We start from the raw sequence: 17,086 nt of genomic DNA on the forward strand, positions 1-17,086 counted from the left end.
ATCGTCAACAAGTCCATCTATATCGCTCTTGGCGCCAATTTAAGAGATGGTTTTCGTGCATCCTGAGTTAATAAACTGAACTTTACTCAAGCCCAATAAGTTTGAAATCGACTTTCATATCGCTATTGTTAACCCTCTTCGGGCTTTTTTGCGAAACATAACATAGCACCATAGGGTATGAATTTATTGGACACAAAAAATTTCCATAAAACAACACCAAATAACTTGATCTAGATCAATTTTTTAAATAATTACACATTGCTTACAGCAGGCTTATACCGTAGAATTATTACATAAAGATACATATTAAATATATATTAACAGGCTGCATATTTTTAAAACTACTTTAAATAACTAGTCAGTTTTTTAATGCATCTCAATATGAGTTGAAGAATGGCAGTAGTACTCCCCCTACAACTTATCTTTTTAAGGATAGGAATATGAAGAAAAAACTTTTATTAATCGCATTAGCCAGCGCCATGAGCTTTAGCCCTTGGGTCATGGCACAAGACGCCTCAGCACCCGTTAACAAAGGTGGCTTGCCAGGCTATGAAGTAATTGATGCTCCGGAAGTTGACAAGCTACCACGTGTCACCCAAGAGCTTGTCAAACCTCCTTTCCTACCTGAGCATAGTTTAGAGCGTCCTGACAGCCCGCGCATTGTCGAGATTGAAATGTACATTGATGAACGAGAAATTGAGGTTGAGCCTGGTGTCTTCATGTGGGCCTTTACTTTCCATGGCTCGGTACCAGGTCCTATGATTGTGGTACATGAAGGCGACTATGTTGAGCTAAAACTGATTAACTTATCTAAAAACGAATTAGTTCACAATATCGACTTCCACGCAGCAACTGGTGCTTTAGGTGGCGGTGATCTAACCTTTGTGGCGCCAGGTCAAGAGGTAACTTTACGATTTAAGGCTGACAAGCCAGGGGTACACATTTATCACTGTGCGCCTGGTGGTGCGATGATCCCTTGGCACGTTACCCACGGTATGAACGGTGCAATCATGGTCATTCCAGAAAAGGGTTTACGTGATAAAGATGGTAACCAACTAAAATACGACAAAGCTTTCTATATTGGTGAACAGGATTTCTATATTCCTAAAGATGAAAACGGTGAGTACAAGCGCTATGCAACAGCTGGTGAATCCTACCCTGATGACCGTTTAGCCATGAATAGCTTAATCCCTTCGCATATCACCTTTGGTGACCGTAAAGGTGCTTACACTGGCGACAATGCCTTAACTGCTAACGTGGGTGAAACGATTATGCTAATCCACTCTCAGGCTAACCGCTTCACCTATCCACACTTAATTGGTGGTCACGGTGAATATGTTTGGGAAAGGGGTAATCTCCACGAAACGCCGGTGACTGGTCTTGAGACTTGGTCTATTGCTGCCGGTTCTGCAGGTGCTGCTATGTACACCTTCAAGCAACCCGGTGTCTATGTTTACCTGAATCACAACTTAATTGAATCAGTTAACTTGGGCGCAGCTCTGGAAATCAAGGTTGATGGTGAGTGGAACAACAAGTATATGAAACAAATCACTGCCCCTCACCTCTTTGAAGCAGGTGCTCACAAAAAGTGGGATGATATCGCAGCACAGAAGTAAATCCCTTCTACAATAGCTCGCTGGCTGCCTCCGAATACGGAACCGTCAGCGAGTCTATCTAGTTTTAGATTGCGCAGTTCTAAAAAGGAGAAAACCATGAAGTCTATACACCGACACAAGCGAAGCCCCTTAGGTTTACTAAAACTTTTATTGCTTTCGGTTTTGACCTTTTTCTCCTTTTCTCACATCATAGCCAAAGCAGAAACCCTCACCTTTAATTTATTTGACCAACATGGTCCGGTCACCCATGAAAGCTACCCTGGAAAGTATTTATTACTCTCCATAGGCTATAGCTCTTGTCCTGATATATGCCCTACCACTTTATACGAGTATGGCTACGCCATGAAGCGACTCCAGCATGCTGATATGTTGCAACCCCTATTTTTGACTATTGATCCTGTCAATGATGAAATTAACCGCCTTAATGCCTACACTCAATATTTTGATGAGCGTATTGTCGGACTAAGCGGGGAAATGAAAGATATAGAAGATGTTGCCAAACAATTAGGGGCAACCTTTGGTTATCGCCTTAATGGTCAACGCATTGATAATCCTGAGCCCGGCATGAGTTACACCGTTTATCACAGTGCTATGATTTATCTAATCACACCTGAACGTGAAATACTGGATGTTTTTGATTACCAAATCGGTGGTGATGACTTAGTCAAAGTGCTAGATCAACACCTTAGCAAAGCATCCTCCACCGCCACAAAAGATATCACATCAACATCAATAGCTATCACAAACAGCGCCGTTAGTACCTGTGATTTACCCGAAGGCTTTACCGCCACTGAACAAAGCAGTAAACTCAGTGAGTTGAATTTAAGCGTTGAGCCAGAAGCTAACACGCAATTACTTAACTTATGGGCACTCTGGTGTGCTCCCTGCCGTCAAGAACTCCCACTACTAGAGAAATGGGCTGCATTACAAAACGAATTAGATATTATTACCATTAATGTGGGTGATAGTATTGAGAAAATCAACAGCTTCTTTGAAGAACAGGGCTTTAGCCATCTACCCAAATATCAAATCGAAAACTTTAATTTATTACGACAACTAGGGGGTATGGGCTTACCCTTCAATGCTTTATTTGTTAATGACAGCATTGTGGGTATAAAAAGCGGCATTATTACTGATACTGCTTCATTAGACAACTACGCACAATGCGTGCAACAACAGTTATAAAGGAACAGAGATGAGATATTCCATATTAGCCAGTAGTTTATTCGCCATTGGTTTTTTTGGCACCGCAGCCTTAGCGGCAACAGATACAAGCACGACCACCGTGAGTGATTGTGTTATTCAGGAAGTTTTACCTGGCCGCGCCATGACTGGCGGATTTGCCACCTTTGAACATCAAGGTGAGACGGTAGAGATTCTTGAGGCTCTCCTCCCTAGCATCACCGATCACGTTGAGCTTCACGAAATGAGCATGGTCGACAATGTGATGACAATGGGCCCATTACAAGACAAAAGTCTCACAGAGGGTCAACGCTTCTTCCGTAAAGGCGGAGACCACGTGATGATCATGAGTATCCCAGAGGACAAGACCCCACAAATTGGTGAAACTCATACCATGACGTTTAAGCTTAGCAATGGAAAAAGTGTTAGTTGCGAGGCCATAGTCAAATCACTGAATGAGGTCATGAAGGAACACGCTGTAAAAAAAGCTACTCATTAGAATATAAGCTGATTTAGCTTGGCAATAAAGCATGCATGCGCTTTTTAATGGCGTCTACTGGAGAAAATCAATGAATCGTCGATTATTTATTCAATGGTTAGCTAGTCTTGGAGTCGGTCTTGGTGCAACAGGAACCGCTGCTGCCCAACTACTTAAACCTGGCGCCTCTGAATTAACCAAGCTAGGGGTTGGCGATTCACTTTATCACCCCACTCGCTATCTATTTATTGCCGACTCCAGTTCCTATTTCATCACTGTTTATGATGTTAATACCGGCGAGAGGTTAGCACTATTAAACTTTGGCATACGCCCCCGCACCTTTGAAATGGCTCGCGACGACTCCATGATGGTGGTCGGTGACTATGAAGCTTCTCGTCTGGTTCTATATGAATTAGAAACACGGACTCGCAAAGACATAGAACTACCCTCACCACTTTATCAAGCCTTTTTCGTACCACAATCCAAGCTAGTAGCCATCGCTCTACGAGATCAGGTCGGTATGCTGAACTACGAAACAGGCGAACTTCATATTTATCCAGAACGCTTCGATTCTGAGCATCGTAATACGCATATTTATGCCTACTACAACTTACTCTTCAGTTCTTATAGCCAAAGTTACTGGATTCTTGATGAAGAAAAACCAGTAATGTATCGTCATTCCTATCTGGATCCTCACGATAAACCATGGGAAACCATCGACTTATCGGCTCACATCCCATCAGGCTCAGGCCTAGATGACGGAATTGCTAGTCCTGAAGACTTTATGGTAGCACTAACAGCCAAAGATGGCTCACGTGGCTTACTCTATTTCCCTAAAGATGGCAAAATCCTCTCTACGGGACCCATGCACACCGCTGGTTCCACCTATAGACCCCAGGTTGTACCCTATATTGATTTTTACTCGCGTCGCATCCTTTTTTCAGACTCCTCTGCACATGTGGTGATGTTTGATTTAGATAAAGGAGATGAACCTGAGCATTACTATTTACAAGAAAAACATCATCGCAACTTTTCTCCAAAAATTTTCCGCAGTGGCTGGCTTGAAAACACCTGGATTTTAGGTGGTGATAAAGGGATTGTCTTTCAATCCTATGATGACCCTGAAGACTCCACCTATGTACCATCACCCTGGGAAGTCGTGGATATGTGGGTCACTGGGGACAGTAAAACACTATTTTACACGCTGGATGAAGGGCTACCCATGGTTTATCGTCACGATATCCGAACTCGTGAGGCCCTCCCACCTATCCGCATTCATGGTGTAGTGATGGGCGGCTTACTAAGAATGGGTAGCAATAATAGTATTTGTTACTAAGCCTAAAATGGCGCCGAAAGTTAGCTGCCCTTCGTTTGTTTATATCGAATCAGAATCATCTATTAAGTAATTATTAATAATTCTCATTATCATTATTATTTATGATAAAATGTATATGATATAGATGTTTATACGCAACACATTCTCTGGAGGCATTCCTTTGATGAATCGACGACAATTTATTCAATTCGCTGGAGCTGCAGCGTTTGGCAGTCAATTTCCTTTTGCGTGGGCTGACACACCTTCACCTATTACCATCTATGGACCAGGTGCTTTGCCATCCCTACTCCTTGGAGTAGCAAGACATCGACAGCAACAAGGTCTATCAGCTATGCAACAAACATTTAATGTAGAGACATGGCGCACTCCCGATGTACTAAGGGCTGGCTTAGCTAACGGCAGCATTCAGGCAAGTATCGTGCCGAGTTATGTTGCCGTCAACCTAAGCAACCGGGGACTTGATGTCAAACTAGTCAACATCATGACATGGGGTCTGGTTGATATCATTGGTTCTGCAGACAGCATATCCAGCCTTAAAGACTTAGAGGGTCGCTCTATTGCTGTACCGCTTCGCAATGACATGCCTGATTTAGTTCTACAAGCGCTTTGTAAGTTACAAGGCGTAGATTTTAAAAAAATCGCAATCAACTATACAGCTACCCCAGCAGAAGCCTTGACTTATTGGCTCAATGATCGTGCCGAATTTGCCCTTTTAAATGAGCCCTTAACCTCAGTCGCAATGATGAAAGGCAAAAGCAAGTCAGCTGCACGTGTTCTTAATCTACGAGAAATATGGCGCAATCTCCACGATGGAAAATCCCAAGGTTTACCCCAGGCAGGATTACTAGTTACACATGCATTTTATGAGCAAAACCAGGAGTTTTTACAGCATCTTCAAACTGAATTGCAATCATCTTTACAATGGACGCTGACAAACTCGGCGGAAGCCTCAAAAATCGGTAACAAACTTCTAGACATACCATCGCCAGCGATTAAGGCTGCAATTCCTCACGCTAATTTAACCGTTGCGGCGGCGGCAGAGATTCGTGAAGATTTAATGCTTTTTTTCAACACTCTCTATAACTTAAATCCGCAAATTCTCGGCAACAGCATGCCTAAAGAGAATTTTATTCTGAAGCTCTAATTATGCTTTTATATGTCGGTCGTCCCATCCGTCAATCGCGTCGTGTCCAACTCCTCTCATACTGTTGGGGAGTATGGACCGCACTGGCGGTCATCGCTGTTGTCTGTGCCTTTTGGCATTGGGGTTCGGTCACCTTAGGCACTCTTGTGCTGCCAGGACCCATCGCAGTATTTGAACGCAGTATTTCACTACTGCAACATTATGAGCTAGCAGAAATACCTCAAACACTCTTTCGAGCGAGCATTGCTATTAGTGCCGCTGTTGCTTCTGGCGTGGTTTTAGGATTGCTGACTGGTGTCTCCAAAACCATGGCGCTTTTCTGTCGCCCCCTTATCAGTATGCTCTTGGGCATACCACCCATTATCTGGGTAGTATTAGCCATTTTCTGGTTTAACGTGGGTGATAGCAGTACCATCTTTACCACCTATATCGCTGTCACTCCATTAATGTTCGCCTCTGCCTTGCAGGGTATGCTGTCAATTGACCGCAATCTCGAAGAGCTAATGAGTGTCTATAAAGTCCGCTTTGATAAACGCCTATATCACCTCTACTGGCCGCACTTGCTCACACATTTATTACCCGCATTCAATATCGCCTTTGCGATGGGACTTAAAATCGCCATTATGGCTGAGTTACTTGGCTCACCTGATGGTATAGGTGCACAAATTGGTCTTGCTCGCACAATGCTGGAAACCGAAGTCGTGATGGCCTATATAGTTATTTTGCTACTCATTATTTATCTCGTGGAGTACTTATTAGTCGAGCCCTTAAAAATCATATTCTTACCATGGGATCAAGGTCGTGGCTAGTTTGCAACTACATCAACTCCATAAAAATCTAATGGGTGAATCCATTGTCGAGGACTTCAATCTCGAGCTAAATGCGGGTGAGGTTGTTTGTTTGTATGGACCTTCTGGCTGTGGCAAAACCACTATTTTAAGACTCATTGCAGGTTTAATTAGCCCCGATCGTGGTCGAATCGACAGTACTTTTCTTCGTTTGCGCTATCTATTTCAAGAGCACCGACTATTGCCATGGCGCAGTCTCTGGGACAATATTTTATTAACTCACCCTAATCCTAAGTCTGCCGCCACCCATCAAGAAGCACAACGCTTATTGACCAAACTTCATCTGCATGCCGAAGCCTACGATAAATACCCCGACGAACTCTCGGGTGGGATGCGACAAAGAGCAGCTCTGGTCAGGGCTCTACTTTGCGAACCTGATTTGCTACTCTTAGATGAACCGTTTAGCGCATTGGACTATGAGTTAAAACTACAGCTCTACACTTGGCTTCAGGAATATATTAGCAATAGTATGAGTATCGTGATGGTCACCCATGACCGTTTTGAGGCGCTACAGTTAGCTGACAAAATCTATATTTTACCCCACAAGCCTGCGCGCAATCAGACCATGATTGAACTTGATCAGCCAAGATCAAAACGCAATGAGCGTTTCGTGCAACATTATCTAGCTCAACCTTTTTGGCAGCCCTACCATGACTAGAAAAAAATCACTAACTGAAATCATTCATGATTTTTTTAGTAACCCTTTCCGTCTCTACTTTTTGTTGGCCTCATTAAGCATCATTTTCATTGCTTCTTTATGGCTTACCGTCGGCCTAAGTGCCTTTTTAGGCGGACCTACTTTAACAACTCACATCAATCCCTTGAGCTACCATGCATACGGGTATTTAAATATTTTTGGTGCTGCCGCCTTTGCAGGATTTATTTTCACTGCGGTCCCCGAGTGGACTCATTTTACCCACTCCTTACGTCGCTTATCTGCCTTCACCCTGTTGCTCTGGCTCAGTAACATCGTATTAAGTTTCGTCGATTTGCAACGCAGCGCACAAATAATGAGCCTGTTTTGGTTCATACTCACCGCTTTTACTATCTATGCCACCTTTCAGGATCGCAATAGGCGACAAATTAGTGTCTGTTTGATGTTATCGCTGATTACTGCCTTAACTACTGCTTATGGACTTAGCGGTCAATGGACTTTTATTATTGCGCTAGCTCACGCTTATATCATTGGGGTCTCCCTGATCATTTTTCGTATCGGCATGGCCATGGGCTCTCACTCTTTAAAACAAGCTGGTCCTAAGGCAGATAAACTAAGTTACATACAAAATCCCTACTATAGAAACCTGAATATTATTTGCATGTACTTATACGTATTCAGTTTACTCTTCTTTAATGACCCTGTTTTTTCTAGTTGGTTAGCATTGGCGTCTGGTCTTTCCATGATTGCTCGTCTTCGTGATTGGCATCACTGCATTCTATGGCATGCCTCCTTTGTCCGTTGGCATTATTTGACGCTACTCTGTATTGGCCTTGGTTATAGCTGGATGGGACTAAGCGGCATCCTATCTTGGGGCAATCCAAAGCAAGCACTGCATTTAATACTCATCGGAGGCTTTATTTTTATGGCGTTGCAGGTATTTAACATTGCTGGACTGATTCATAGCGGTCGCGGACTACCATTTCCCTGGACTAGTCAATGGGGCTTAGCAGCGATTTTAGCGGCCGCTCTATTGCGTTCAATGAGCCTAAGCTTTGGTTGGGACTATGCCCTTTTTAGCTTAGCCATTCCTAGCGCCTTGATCATCATCGCCTTTATCATGTATATCCCAGTATTTCTACGAATTTTTATACAAACTGAAGCGACTCAACCAAGTCCTCGCAATTAAGTCCTAATAAAAACTCACCCCCAATCAACGATAAGGGGTGAGCGTTAGGATAATTAATTTCTTAGAATCTAAAATTCAAACCTGCGGTGACGGTACGACCATTACCCGGGAAATACATTGCTTGATTATTAGCGTTTTGGGCTGATGCCATGGCCGGCGTCAAAGTCCACGAGATATAACGCCTATCAGTGATATTATCCACTTGCACATAAAAATTAGAGTCTTTGGCAAAATCGTAACTAAAGTGAGCACCTAAGATTGCATAACTACCCATTTTCTGAGTATTAGCATGATCCGCATAGGTCGAGCCCAAGGAACCACGAACATTGACACCTACTTCAAACTCACGGTAACGATAATCCAAATTAGCACTCAAGTAATGACGAGGTAAGCCACCAATATCATTACCAGAGTACATTCCATCTCGAAACTCGAAATTATTGTAAGTATAAGCGACTCGCCCTGCCAAATTACCTGATGTCCCTAAATCCCACTTGGCACTTAAACCTAATTCCACACCACGGTGACGGGTATCACCCTCATAGTTATAGGTAAAGGTATTAGCACCATCGGGCGAATAAGCAATTAGCTCTTTCTCAATATCAGCATGATAAAGCGTAATATCCCACCCATATTGCTGACTAAATAAACCTCGTGTACCAATCTCATAACTTAGGTTACGCTGTGGTTCAAGCTCACGCACATAAGTCAAACCACGTCTAAACATAGGCCGACCATTAGGACCTAAAACTGGCGCACCAGCAGGACCAGCGAACTGCACCATGTCTCTCAATGTCGGTGCCTCACGACTTGCACTAACATTAGCAAAGACTAACGTTACGTCATTAGGCTCCCATGATAAGGCAATTTTAGGCGAGACCCAGCTCCAACTATCATTATGTGACTGCATGCCATTTAACCCACTACGCATACCATTCACATCACGTCCCGTGTGCACAAATTGTAGCTGAGTACTCAGCTTCCAATGAGGTACAAACTCCCAAGCGCCACGCAACTGAGCAGAAAAATAATTAGCCTTGATATCATAATCCTGAGGATGCATCAGTCGAAGCGGCGGTAAGGGCTGATTCACATTGCCATACACGGAAAAATCACCACTGGTATGAGCATAGCTTAGGCCACCACCAAGTGAAAGCTGCTTAAATTGCGCATCAACCATGTACTGCAAGCCAAGCGTGTTACTATCCATTTCCCAGACTTGAGCCGGTGTCCTAAAGTAGTCATCCGTTCTTTGAAGATATACACCAATGCTATGAGTCCAACGATCTAGTTGTAAAGTAGTCAAATTTGATAAACGCAAACCCTCAGTATGACGTCTAGGGTTCGTCTGTAATGGTCTTAAAGGTAAATTATCGGTGGTCTTGTCATATTGGTCATCATCAAACACCATATTGCGACTAATCGGTCCTGGGATTTCGAAATGCTGATTAGTATATGCAAGCCAAGTACGGTTTTCCCAACCACTATCATAAACACCGAGATTAGCTCTAAAGGCCTGACGACGCTGTTTACTGTGTTCACGGAAGCCATCAGTACGCTGATCAGAATAAGCCACATGAAAATCCCATCTATCAAAAGCACGACCAATCGCCAAACGATTAGCTACCGTGTTATGACTACCATATTGAGTATTTAAGCTACCCCTCTCAGTGGCCCCTGTATGACTTAAAAAATCTATCTCACCACCTAAGTTTTGCGCAAAAGGATTTAAGGCATTCGCTCCACGACGCACACCAATCTTGCTGCTATTGCGAGGCTCCAGTAAACCCGTGTGAAAGGAGCCATCCGCATCGTTTAACGGCAAACCATCTACCAACACGGTGATTCCTCGTGCCAACGGTTGACTTTGTATTCCCGAACCACGGATAGAAATAACCGGGTGATCATTACCGCCAAAGAAATCCAACATGGTTATGCCTGGTTGAGTGCCCATAACCTCTCTAAGTGTTGCTTGACTACCTGTACTACTAGGTGTGATCACATTGGCCCCTCCTTTGGTCGAGCCATAACTTTGCTCCATCGTAGCAGGCGTTATAGGTACCGACAAGCCGCGTATTGATTGAATCTCCAAATCTAGCGATGGCAATGCGACCGGTTCATTTGAAGCAATATTTTCCTGTGATGTCGCCGACTGCGCAAAACAAACAGCACTCGCTGCACCCAAACTCATCATCCATAGAGCTGAATAAACTGAGCTACAAATAGACTTAACAACATAATTAGGACTCGTTTGAGAATAACGCTGCAAACCCATTACCCTTCCTCTCAAATTAACAACAAAAGAATATATAAAATACATGTATTTTATTGAAATGATATCAAGAATCATTATTATTTGCAATAATTAATTACATTTATAAACGAGTTTGGATAAAGCTTTTTTCAGCCAACAGTAGATTTCATCGCTAGACGGGTATTGCTACGCGAAACTGGCAAGTCTACAAATGAAAAAACCACCAACGTGGTAGTTAATCATGAGCAAACATAATTGATTTAGAATGGAAGGACCTAATGAGTCGATGTAGCAAGAACTACTGTAAAAATTAAATTATTTACCTAAGGGAAATATAATCTTGAACGCACGAGATGTTGCTAGATGCTTCATATTTTCTGTTAATTAGTCAATTACTGAAGCTGTTTCTCCGAATTTAAATTAATTTGTATTTGACCATTAAACTGACGAATCTCACCCCAGACACAGATGGTCTTACCCGCAAATGAACGTGCCTTTTGCAGTAGCGATGGATTTTTATCCCAAACCACAATGGTTAAAGGGGCATGAGGATATGCTTTATCCAGATTCAAATAAAGCCCTTGAGCAAACTCGTGTATATGCACAATCTTGCCACAAACAGTCTGATTCTCACCCACATGAAAACGCGCTTGACTTGCTTTTAACGGACCTTGCTTTGGTGTTGATGATACTGTCGGTGCATCGCTTGCTAATGTGCTTTGCTTAAGCCTTTCAGCTGGAGCAGAGGATGCGCCAATACCACCTCGACTATTAAAAAACACCAACAGCACCACAGCCAGTGAGGCCACTACTACAGCACCAACTAACAGTTTAAACTGCTTTTTCACTTCCTTTTTAACTGAATCTAATTGTTGCAGCTGAGTCTCTTTCATACTGCTAATTTCAGTCTGCAAGCGCTTTAATTCCTGGTTGTGCTCAGATTTGAAACGTGCCAACTCTTCTTTAGCTTCAATTAGTTTATTTTCAGGAAGCGTGGTTTTAGTCAGCGTGCGTTCTTGTAGCTCATTTTCAAACGCAGCGAGCTTTTCCTCATACTCTGCAATTAACAAACTCACCTGTTCCTGCTTAGACTGCTCAGTAATTAGATGTTCTGCCTGAGCAGTTAGGGCTCGTCGGATCTCAGAAATTACTTTTTCTTGTTCTGCAAATGCCTTTTTATTGGTATAACGTAGCACCATGCCAAAAAGCTGAATTAAGTCATTTTGGCGCTCAAGAAAATCATTGAATCTAGCGTAACCCTTATTATTGATTTTGTCATAACCATCAAGCTCTATCGGCAGTCGATACCCCTTGGCATCGTTTTTAATCATAAAGTCGATATAACGATTACCTTCTTGATTATCTTTAAAATGGTATTGGGCAAATACATCAGCGGGGGTAATTTCTGGGATGTGACTTAAAATTTCGTCAACAAAACGCTCTTCATAACCGACAATATGTTGGATCTTATCGCGATTAATTTCTTTCCATTGTTGCCAAGTGAGCATTATCGAACTCTTTTGTTAGTTGAAAGTTAAATTAAAAAAACCAATCGTTATCATAGCTCAAGGACTAAAAATCAAGACTACAAACATAAGCTTTGCTTACAAAGTTAACAGACGTTAATATCTATAATCACTATGATTACCCTAGGATCTAACACGCATGGAGGCGAATCATGAGAGCGATCATTCTGATTGCCAGTCTTTCTGTTTTACTATTAAGTGCTTGTGTGCATAACAGAGGTTATGGTCATTGGGAGCGTCACGATCATCCAGTCCATTCAAAAAAATATGATAAGAAACACCACAAAGAACGTGAAAAAGCTAGAAAAAAGGCCCTGAAGCAGATTGAAAAAAACAATAAAAAATATAACAAAGCTAGACGCAAGCACCGAGATTGGTAGCCCTCTCAAACCAGTCATTGACGGTTAACTTTTCTATGAGGGTGTAAGATATTGCTATAGCATAACATGCGTTTAGTGTGAGGGATTTTCCAAATGAATTAAGATAAGAGTCTGATTGCATTAAACAAAATCCTTAAATGGTTTAAGTGGGTCGTATTGTTTTGTTGTATTGTGATTGCCACTCGGTGGACGATTTTGTATGGCCCATACGTATTTTCATTTAACTCCCAACATTACACGCGATTGGATCGAATCCCTCATGAGTTGTTCACCCCAGACATAATTAAAAATGCACCAGGGTTAACTGCCCACGCAATGATTTCTTATTATCCTCAGAGTCCAAGTTCAGAAAATATTGAAATCGCATATCTTGGCAGGAAAGACGTCATGGAGTTTGAGAAATATCTCCTGTCTTTAGGGTACAAAGAAGAAAATGACCTTGTTTTTGGCAAGAGCTAGCATTTACCTGGTTATTATAAAAAACTTATATTATTGAGGGAGAGGAGAATACGGTACTTGGGTTTTATCCTTAGTCCAAAAAAGTCTCGTCAGGAAAGCTTTGGACAGTGAACTGTGGGACTTAAACCTTTATTTTCTCTAAGAGCTCTGTAGTATCTGATTTTTATGATTGGGCTAGGCTGCGTGTTTTCAATTCAACAACTTCATCACCGCTCAACAAAGCCAAAAAAACATGGTGGGCATCTAGCATTACGCCAGCATCCTTAATGGGAGCCATCAATGATTTCATGATTTAAGAATTTAGAGAATGGTTAGCAGAAGTCACTCTTTATGCAGATATCCACCAAAAAATATTTTCACAAAACAATAAATCAGCAATAGAAATATTAGTGATACCCCTGCATGAATCTAAATAAAAACTATATCGAACACATCACTTTTTGAGTATCCTGTGACGACAGCCACACCATAAACTTGAGTACTTGTGCCTGTCAATGTTTTTTTCTTTAACTGAAGAAGTGCATTTCTGAACATCGTAAACTCTGAGGAGTTTAGAAAAGTGATACAACCATTAGAAACACCCCCCATTGTGGTATTTATCAAGCGAGTTGTCCAGTCATTTGATTTAGTATTACAATTGAAAAATATCTGGCGAATGCTACACGGTTTAACAAAGGAAATGTCATGCTAAACGCTAAAGATGTGGCTGATTTCTTCCTTTCCCCTATTGATGAAGAAGATGGGGAATCAGTAGTCACCAACCTCAAATTACAAAAACTATTATATTACGGACAAGGGTATACACTAGCCTTGCTTGACTGCAAGCTTTTTGATGAAGAGATATCATGTTGGAATCACGGTCCAGTAGTAGAATCAATTTATCATCAATACAAAGCTCATGGTCGTAGCCCATTACCCCCTTCTCATTTAGAAATCAACAAATATAATGACGATGAATTATGCATTCTTCATCTCGTCAGGCGTGAATACGGCCAATATGAAGCGTGGAAACTACGTGATATGACCCATGAAGAGGCCCCTTTTTTGAATACACCTAAAGGTGGCATTATGGACAATGATTACATCAAAGAATTTTTCTTCAATAAAGTTTCACAACACAGCTTCAATTTTGATATTGAAAGGATGAGAACTAGAGTCGAAGGTAATTTTGTAAAAATGCCCAGTGATATTGATCAAGAGTCCTTTATTGATTGGGTTAAGAGCATTTAAAGATGTCGATCGCTGTCTACTTCGGTGAGATTTTCTTAAAGGAAATGCAAAATTTCCCAGAAAAAGACATCCAAAAAATCGGAGACTTTGCTAGGCATGTAGCTAATTACGGATTTTCTGGACTTCCGGGAAGAAATAAAATGCCTGATGCTGTACCTAAGGATGACCCCAACCGGTTGTGTAAGGTTCAGTATGCTCAGAACTACAACCTATGGCATTATCATATCGGCATTCCTGAATATAAGAGCGGCAAACACGGCTACCTTACATCAGAATATGTTCTCCATTATATCAAGGGTGATGGCTTCATTAAAATTGTTGATATGACTGCACACCCACCATTGAAACTACCAAAAAAAGAATATCTAATCTGAAATTATTTTTAAGCATATCTGTATTGAAAATACCTCCATGATGTCCCCTATGTCACACTAGCTGTCCGATCATTTCTTTTTTACGCTTCTTTGACCAAATAGTACCACCAAATTGATGAGTGCCGGCATAGATAACATTAACTACGATACCGTTATCAGTATCGTGTCTATTGAAGAGGTGAAAACGCGATGAACGCACATATTAACTAACAAATTATCCGTAATAAGCAAGGAGAGCCTGAGTATGTCGTCCTTCCTTATGAAGACTACTTGCAGCTTATACAGCAGCCCAAGCTTATACAGCAGCCCAAAATAAATCTTGAGCATGGTGTACCTAGTCAAGTTGTCGACCTCATATTTGATAAGGGCTACTCACCGGCAAAAGCCTGGCGAGAATACTTAGGTGTTACTCAAGCTCAAGCGGCTGAAAATATAGGCATCTCTCAGTCTGCTTACTCCCAGCTTGAGAACTCCACAACCCCTACGTTGTCAGCCAGAGCGAAAATAGCAAAAGCGCTTAATATTAACCCTGAGCAATTGGACTGCTAAAGTCCCAAGACATAGGCTTATCAAAAATTTTTCGCTTTGAAGCACTCCAAAAGCCCCCTTGCAATTAACTGTATTAACCCAGTAAAAACCTGCTCGGGTCTTAATTTGATTTTTTGGGGAAAAGTTAAGCATGAATACAGCGTTGAAGTAGGTATTGATAGCTAAAAATACCTACAAAAATAGCTCGCTGTAAGTGTATTTAGAACAATTATATTGAATATACTATTTGACATTAAACCCTTACAAAGCAAAGGCTTAGGAAGAAAATTGGGTTTAATTAAATTTGATCACATATCATCAAATATAGGTGACTGGTCCCCCCAGCCGGACATGAACCGGCGACCAAAGAATTAAGAGTCCGCTCCGACGTGGTGGCTACGCAACCACCCCACCGAAATACTCTTGTGTGATGGTTGACAATGGTATTGTCGCAGAGACAGTATCAAAGGATAATCACGTGACGAAATGGCTAGGCCTCCCTGCTCTATATAGATAGAATACAGGATAACGAGGGAACGACTAGCGAAACGTCAGTAATCAAGATGACAGGCTGGAACAGGCGGCAGAAAAGAGACTGGACACTATAAGTGATCCAGTCTGCTTTGGTAAGTACTCTTTACTATCTTTGATAAAATAAGAGTATTGATTAAAGCATGGAGGCAATTATGAGACCATCTGAACTTATCCAGCTAAAGCGCCATGAAATCTATTCAATATTAGATAAATACAAAACTCTTGATAATCTTAGAGTCTTTGGTTCGGTTGCCAAAGGAACTGATAATGAAGACAGTGATATTGATTTTTTAATTGACGCTAACAAAGGCACTACACTTTTAGATCTTGGTGGTTTTCAGGATGAGCTGCAAACACTTTTAGGCGTTAAAGTCGATCTTTTAACATCAAAGGACATTTCTAAGCACTTTGTGGAAGTTATATTAAAAGAGGCCATCCCTTTATGAGAAAACAAAAAGATCTTAATGTGTATTTAGAAGAAATTCTTCAAGCAGCTAACTACATTGACTCTTATACGAAAGATCTAGATTTAGATGAGTTTATAAAAGACACAAAGACCTCACAAGCTGTGATCCTAAATCTTTTGATTATTGGAGAAAATGCCAACAAGCTTTTGAGTTTACACCCTGAATTCACTCAAAATACTGAACATTTAAGATGGACAGCCATGAGAGGGATGAGAAATCGAATAGCACATGGTTATTTTGAAATGAATATGGAAATCGTTTGGGAAACGATCCAACAATCAATTCCTAAAATTATTGAACAAATACCAATGCTAATTGACATTGAGAAAGACATAGATAGATAGACAAAATAAGAAATTTAAACCGCCAACTAGGCGGGTTTTTTTTTGCAGATCAGCAGTTCATGTTTGACAAACCTGACTACTCACATGTTGCAAGAGACGCTGAGGTAACAATAGAAGTAACAGCAGAAGAAGTAGCTGCAATTTATTGGGCTTACGACCGTGGGTTTGACTCACTGGACGAAACATCCCGACAGAAACTAGATTCCGTTATCAACAAGCTCAAATATGAGCTGTGGCCGTAGAAAGAATCGGGATGCTTGAAACCATAGTTAACTTACAAGCCGCCTTTTAAAGGGCGGTTTTTTCATTTAAGGAAAATAATGAAACAGATTCATTTTGTGTTACAAGGCAAAGGTGGCGTGGGCAAAAGCTTTGTCGCTTCCCTACTCGCCCAATATTTAAAATCTACCGGCAATGAAGTGCATTGCTATGATACTGATCCAGTTAATCAGACCTTCAGTCGCTATAAAAAGCTGAAAGTTGAGATTGTTAAAATTTTGACTGAGCACGGTATTTGTCAAGATAGTTGTCACTCATACATA

At 41.4% G+C, this 17,086-nt stretch carries 17 protein-coding genes; 15 read left to right on the forward strand and 2 right to left on the reverse strand.

The window, feature by feature from the left end; all coding sequences use genetic code 11:
* Window positions 1-440: 440 nt before the first annotated feature.
* The 8 genes from nirK (at window position 441) to HMPREF3179_RS01585 (ending at window position 8,448) form a co-directional block, all read left to right on the forward strand.
* A complete protein-coding gene (nirK, locus tag HMPREF3179_RS01550; protein WP_048768124.1) occupies window positions 441-1,616 on the forward strand; it encodes a copper-containing nitrite reductase in 1,176 nt (391 codons plus the stop codon).
* A gap of 96 nt (window positions 1,617-1,712) precedes the next feature.
* Complete coding sequence (locus tag HMPREF3179_RS01555; RefSeq protein WP_018025982.1) at window positions 1,713-2,801, forward strand: SCO family protein; 1,089 nt, start codon at window positions 1,713-1,715, stop codon at window positions 2,799-2,801.
* Between the two features lie 10 nt (window positions 2,802-2,811).
* Entirely contained in the window at window positions 2,812-3,297 is a 486-nt protein-coding gene (locus tag HMPREF3179_RS01560) for a copper chaperone PCu(A)C (protein WP_018025981.1), read from the forward strand.
* Between the two features lie 70 nt (window positions 3,298-3,367).
* Window positions 3,368-4,612: a YncE family protein gene (locus HMPREF3179_RS01565; protein ID WP_018025980.1), complete on the forward strand. Its 1,245-nt coding sequence runs from the start codon at window positions 3,368-3,370 to the stop codon at window positions 4,610-4,612.
* A 163-nt stretch (window positions 4,613-4,775) separates the two neighbouring features.
* A complete protein-coding gene (locus HMPREF3179_RS01570; protein ID WP_018025979.1) occupies window positions 4,776-5,756 on the forward strand; it encodes an ABC transporter substrate-binding protein in 981 nt (326 codons plus the stop codon).
* Window positions 5,757-5,758: 2 nt separating this feature from the next.
* Window positions 5,759-6,565 carry an ABC transporter permease gene (locus HMPREF3179_RS01575; protein ID WP_018025978.1) on the forward strand — a complete coding sequence of 269 codons (807 nt, stop codon included), beginning with the start codon at window positions 5,759-5,761 and terminating at the stop codon, window positions 6,563-6,565.
* A complete protein-coding gene (locus HMPREF3179_RS01580) occupies window positions 6,558-7,262 on the forward strand; it encodes an ABC transporter ATP-binding protein (RefSeq protein ID WP_083290667.1) in 705 nt (234 codons plus the stop codon). Before HMPREF3179_RS01575 ends, HMPREF3179_RS01580 begins: the two co-directional genes overlap by 8 nt.
* A complete protein-coding gene (locus HMPREF3179_RS01585; RefSeq protein ID WP_018025976.1) occupies window positions 7,255-8,448 on the forward strand; it encodes an NnrS family protein in 1,194 nt (397 codons plus the stop codon). Before HMPREF3179_RS01580 ends, HMPREF3179_RS01585 begins: the two co-directional genes overlap by 8 nt.
* A 61-nt stretch (window positions 8,449-8,509) precedes the next feature.
* Here the strand turns inward: HMPREF3179_RS01585 and HMPREF3179_RS01590 are convergent, their stop codons facing one another.
* Complete coding sequence (locus tag HMPREF3179_RS01590) at window positions 8,510-10,723, reverse strand: TonB-dependent receptor family protein (RefSeq protein ID WP_070469427.1); 2,214 nt, start codon at window positions 10,721-10,723, stop codon at window positions 8,510-8,512.
* A gap of 371 nt (window positions 10,724-11,094) precedes the next feature.
* Window positions 11,095-12,210, reverse strand: coding sequence for a hypothetical protein (locus HMPREF3179_RS01595; protein WP_070469428.1), 1,116 nt, complete (start codon window positions 12,208-12,210; stop codon window positions 11,095-11,097).
* 170 nt (window positions 12,211-12,380) lie between these two features.
* Between HMPREF3179_RS01595 and HMPREF3179_RS01600 the strand changes: the two genes are divergently transcribed.
* The 7 genes from HMPREF3179_RS01600 to HMPREF3179_RS01635 form a co-directional block, all read left to right on the forward strand.
* The gene (locus HMPREF3179_RS01600) at window positions 12,381-12,608 is read left to right on the forward strand and encodes a hypothetical protein (RefSeq protein ID WP_048768111.1); all 228 of its coding nucleotides are present in this window, start codon (window positions 12,381-12,383) and stop codon (window positions 12,606-12,608) included.
* A 1,143-nt stretch (window positions 12,609-13,751) separates the two neighbouring features.
* Window positions 13,752-14,297, forward strand: a complete 546-nt coding sequence (locus HMPREF3179_RS01605) for a Panacea domain-containing protein (RefSeq protein WP_018025970.1) — start codon at window positions 13,752-13,754, stop codon at window positions 14,295-14,297.
* Between the two features lie 2 nt (window positions 14,298-14,299).
* A complete protein-coding gene (locus HMPREF3179_RS01610; RefSeq protein ID WP_070469429.1) occupies window positions 14,300-14,671 on the forward strand; it encodes a hypothetical protein in 372 nt (123 codons plus the stop codon).
* Between the two features lie 270 nt (window positions 14,672-14,941).
* Window positions 14,942-15,220: a helix-turn-helix domain-containing protein gene (locus HMPREF3179_RS01615; protein ID WP_018025968.1), complete on the forward strand. Its 279-nt coding sequence runs from the start codon at window positions 14,942-14,944 to the stop codon at window positions 15,218-15,220.
* A gap of 665 nt (window positions 15,221-15,885) precedes the next feature.
* Complete coding sequence (locus HMPREF3179_RS01620; RefSeq protein ID WP_070469430.1) at window positions 15,886-16,179, forward strand: nucleotidyltransferase family protein; 294 nt, start codon at window positions 15,886-15,888, stop codon at window positions 16,177-16,179.
* Window positions 16,176-16,544, forward strand: coding sequence for a HepT-like ribonuclease domain-containing protein (locus tag HMPREF3179_RS01625; protein WP_018025966.1), 369 nt, complete (start codon window positions 16,176-16,178; stop codon window positions 16,542-16,544). Before HMPREF3179_RS01620 ends, HMPREF3179_RS01625 begins: the two co-directional genes overlap by 4 nt.
* A 320-nt stretch (window positions 16,545-16,864) precedes the next feature.
* The coding region (locus tag HMPREF3179_RS01635) for a nucleotide-binding protein (RefSeq protein ID WP_168160345.1) at window positions 16,865-17,086 on the forward strand (222 nt) is incomplete at its 3' end.

It is taken from the genome of Oligella sp. HMSC09E12, assembly GCF_001808505.1.
In the GTDB taxonomy this organism is placed as follows: Bacteria; Pseudomonadota; Gammaproteobacteria; order Burkholderiales; family Burkholderiaceae_B; genus Oligella; species Oligella urethralis.

What these genes read in the sequence shown, in the direction of transcription:
- nirK (WP_048768124.1), top strand. Translation starts at nt 441, where the DNA reads ATGAAGAAAAAACTTTTATTAATCGCATTAGCCAGCGCCATGAGCTTT.
- HMPREF3179_RS01555 (WP_018025982.1), top strand. Translation starts at nt 1,713, where the DNA reads ATGAAGTCTATACACCGACACAAGCGAAGCCCCTTAGGTTTACTAAAA.
- HMPREF3179_RS01560 (WP_018025981.1), top strand. Translation starts at nt 2,812, where the DNA reads ATGAGATATTCCATATTAGCCAGTAGTTTATTCGCCATTGGTTTTTTT.
- HMPREF3179_RS01565 (WP_018025980.1), top strand. Translation starts at nt 3,368, where the DNA reads ATGAATCGTCGATTATTTATTCAATGGTTAGCTAGTCTTGGAGTCGGT.
- HMPREF3179_RS01570 (WP_018025979.1), top strand. Translation starts at nt 4,776, where the DNA reads ATGAATCGACGACAATTTATTCAATTCGCTGGAGCTGCAGCGTTTGGC.
- HMPREF3179_RS01575 (WP_018025978.1), top strand. Translation starts at nt 5,759, where the DNA reads ATGCTTTTATATGTCGGTCGTCCCATCCGTCAATCGCGTCGTGTCCAA.
- HMPREF3179_RS01585 (WP_018025976.1), top strand. Translation starts at nt 7,255, where the DNA reads ATGACTAGAAAAAAATCACTAACTGAAATCATTCATGATTTTTTTAGT.
- HMPREF3179_RS01590 (WP_070469427.1), bottom strand. Translation starts at nt 10,723, where the DNA reads ATGGGTTTGCAGCGTTATTCTCAAACGAGTCCTAATTATGTTGTTAAG.
- HMPREF3179_RS01595 (WP_070469428.1), bottom strand. Translation starts at nt 12,210, where the DNA reads ATGCTCACTTGGCAACAATGGAAAGAAATTAATCGCGATAAGATCCAA.
- HMPREF3179_RS01600 (WP_048768111.1), top strand. Translation starts at nt 12,381, where the DNA reads ATGAGAGCGATCATTCTGATTGCCAGTCTTTCTGTTTTACTATTAAGT.
- HMPREF3179_RS01605 (WP_018025970.1), top strand. Translation starts at nt 13,752, where the DNA reads ATGCTAAACGCTAAAGATGTGGCTGATTTCTTCCTTTCCCCTATTGAT.
- HMPREF3179_RS01610 (WP_070469429.1), top strand. Translation starts at nt 14,300, where the DNA reads ATGTCGATCGCTGTCTACTTCGGTGAGATTTTCTTAAAGGAAATGCAA.
- HMPREF3179_RS01620 (WP_070469430.1), top strand. Translation starts at nt 15,886, where the DNA reads ATGAGACCATCTGAACTTATCCAGCTAAAGCGCCATGAAATCTATTCA.
- HMPREF3179_RS01625 (WP_018025966.1), top strand. Translation starts at nt 16,176, where the DNA reads ATGAGAAAACAAAAAGATCTTAATGTGTATTTAGAAGAAATTCTTCAA.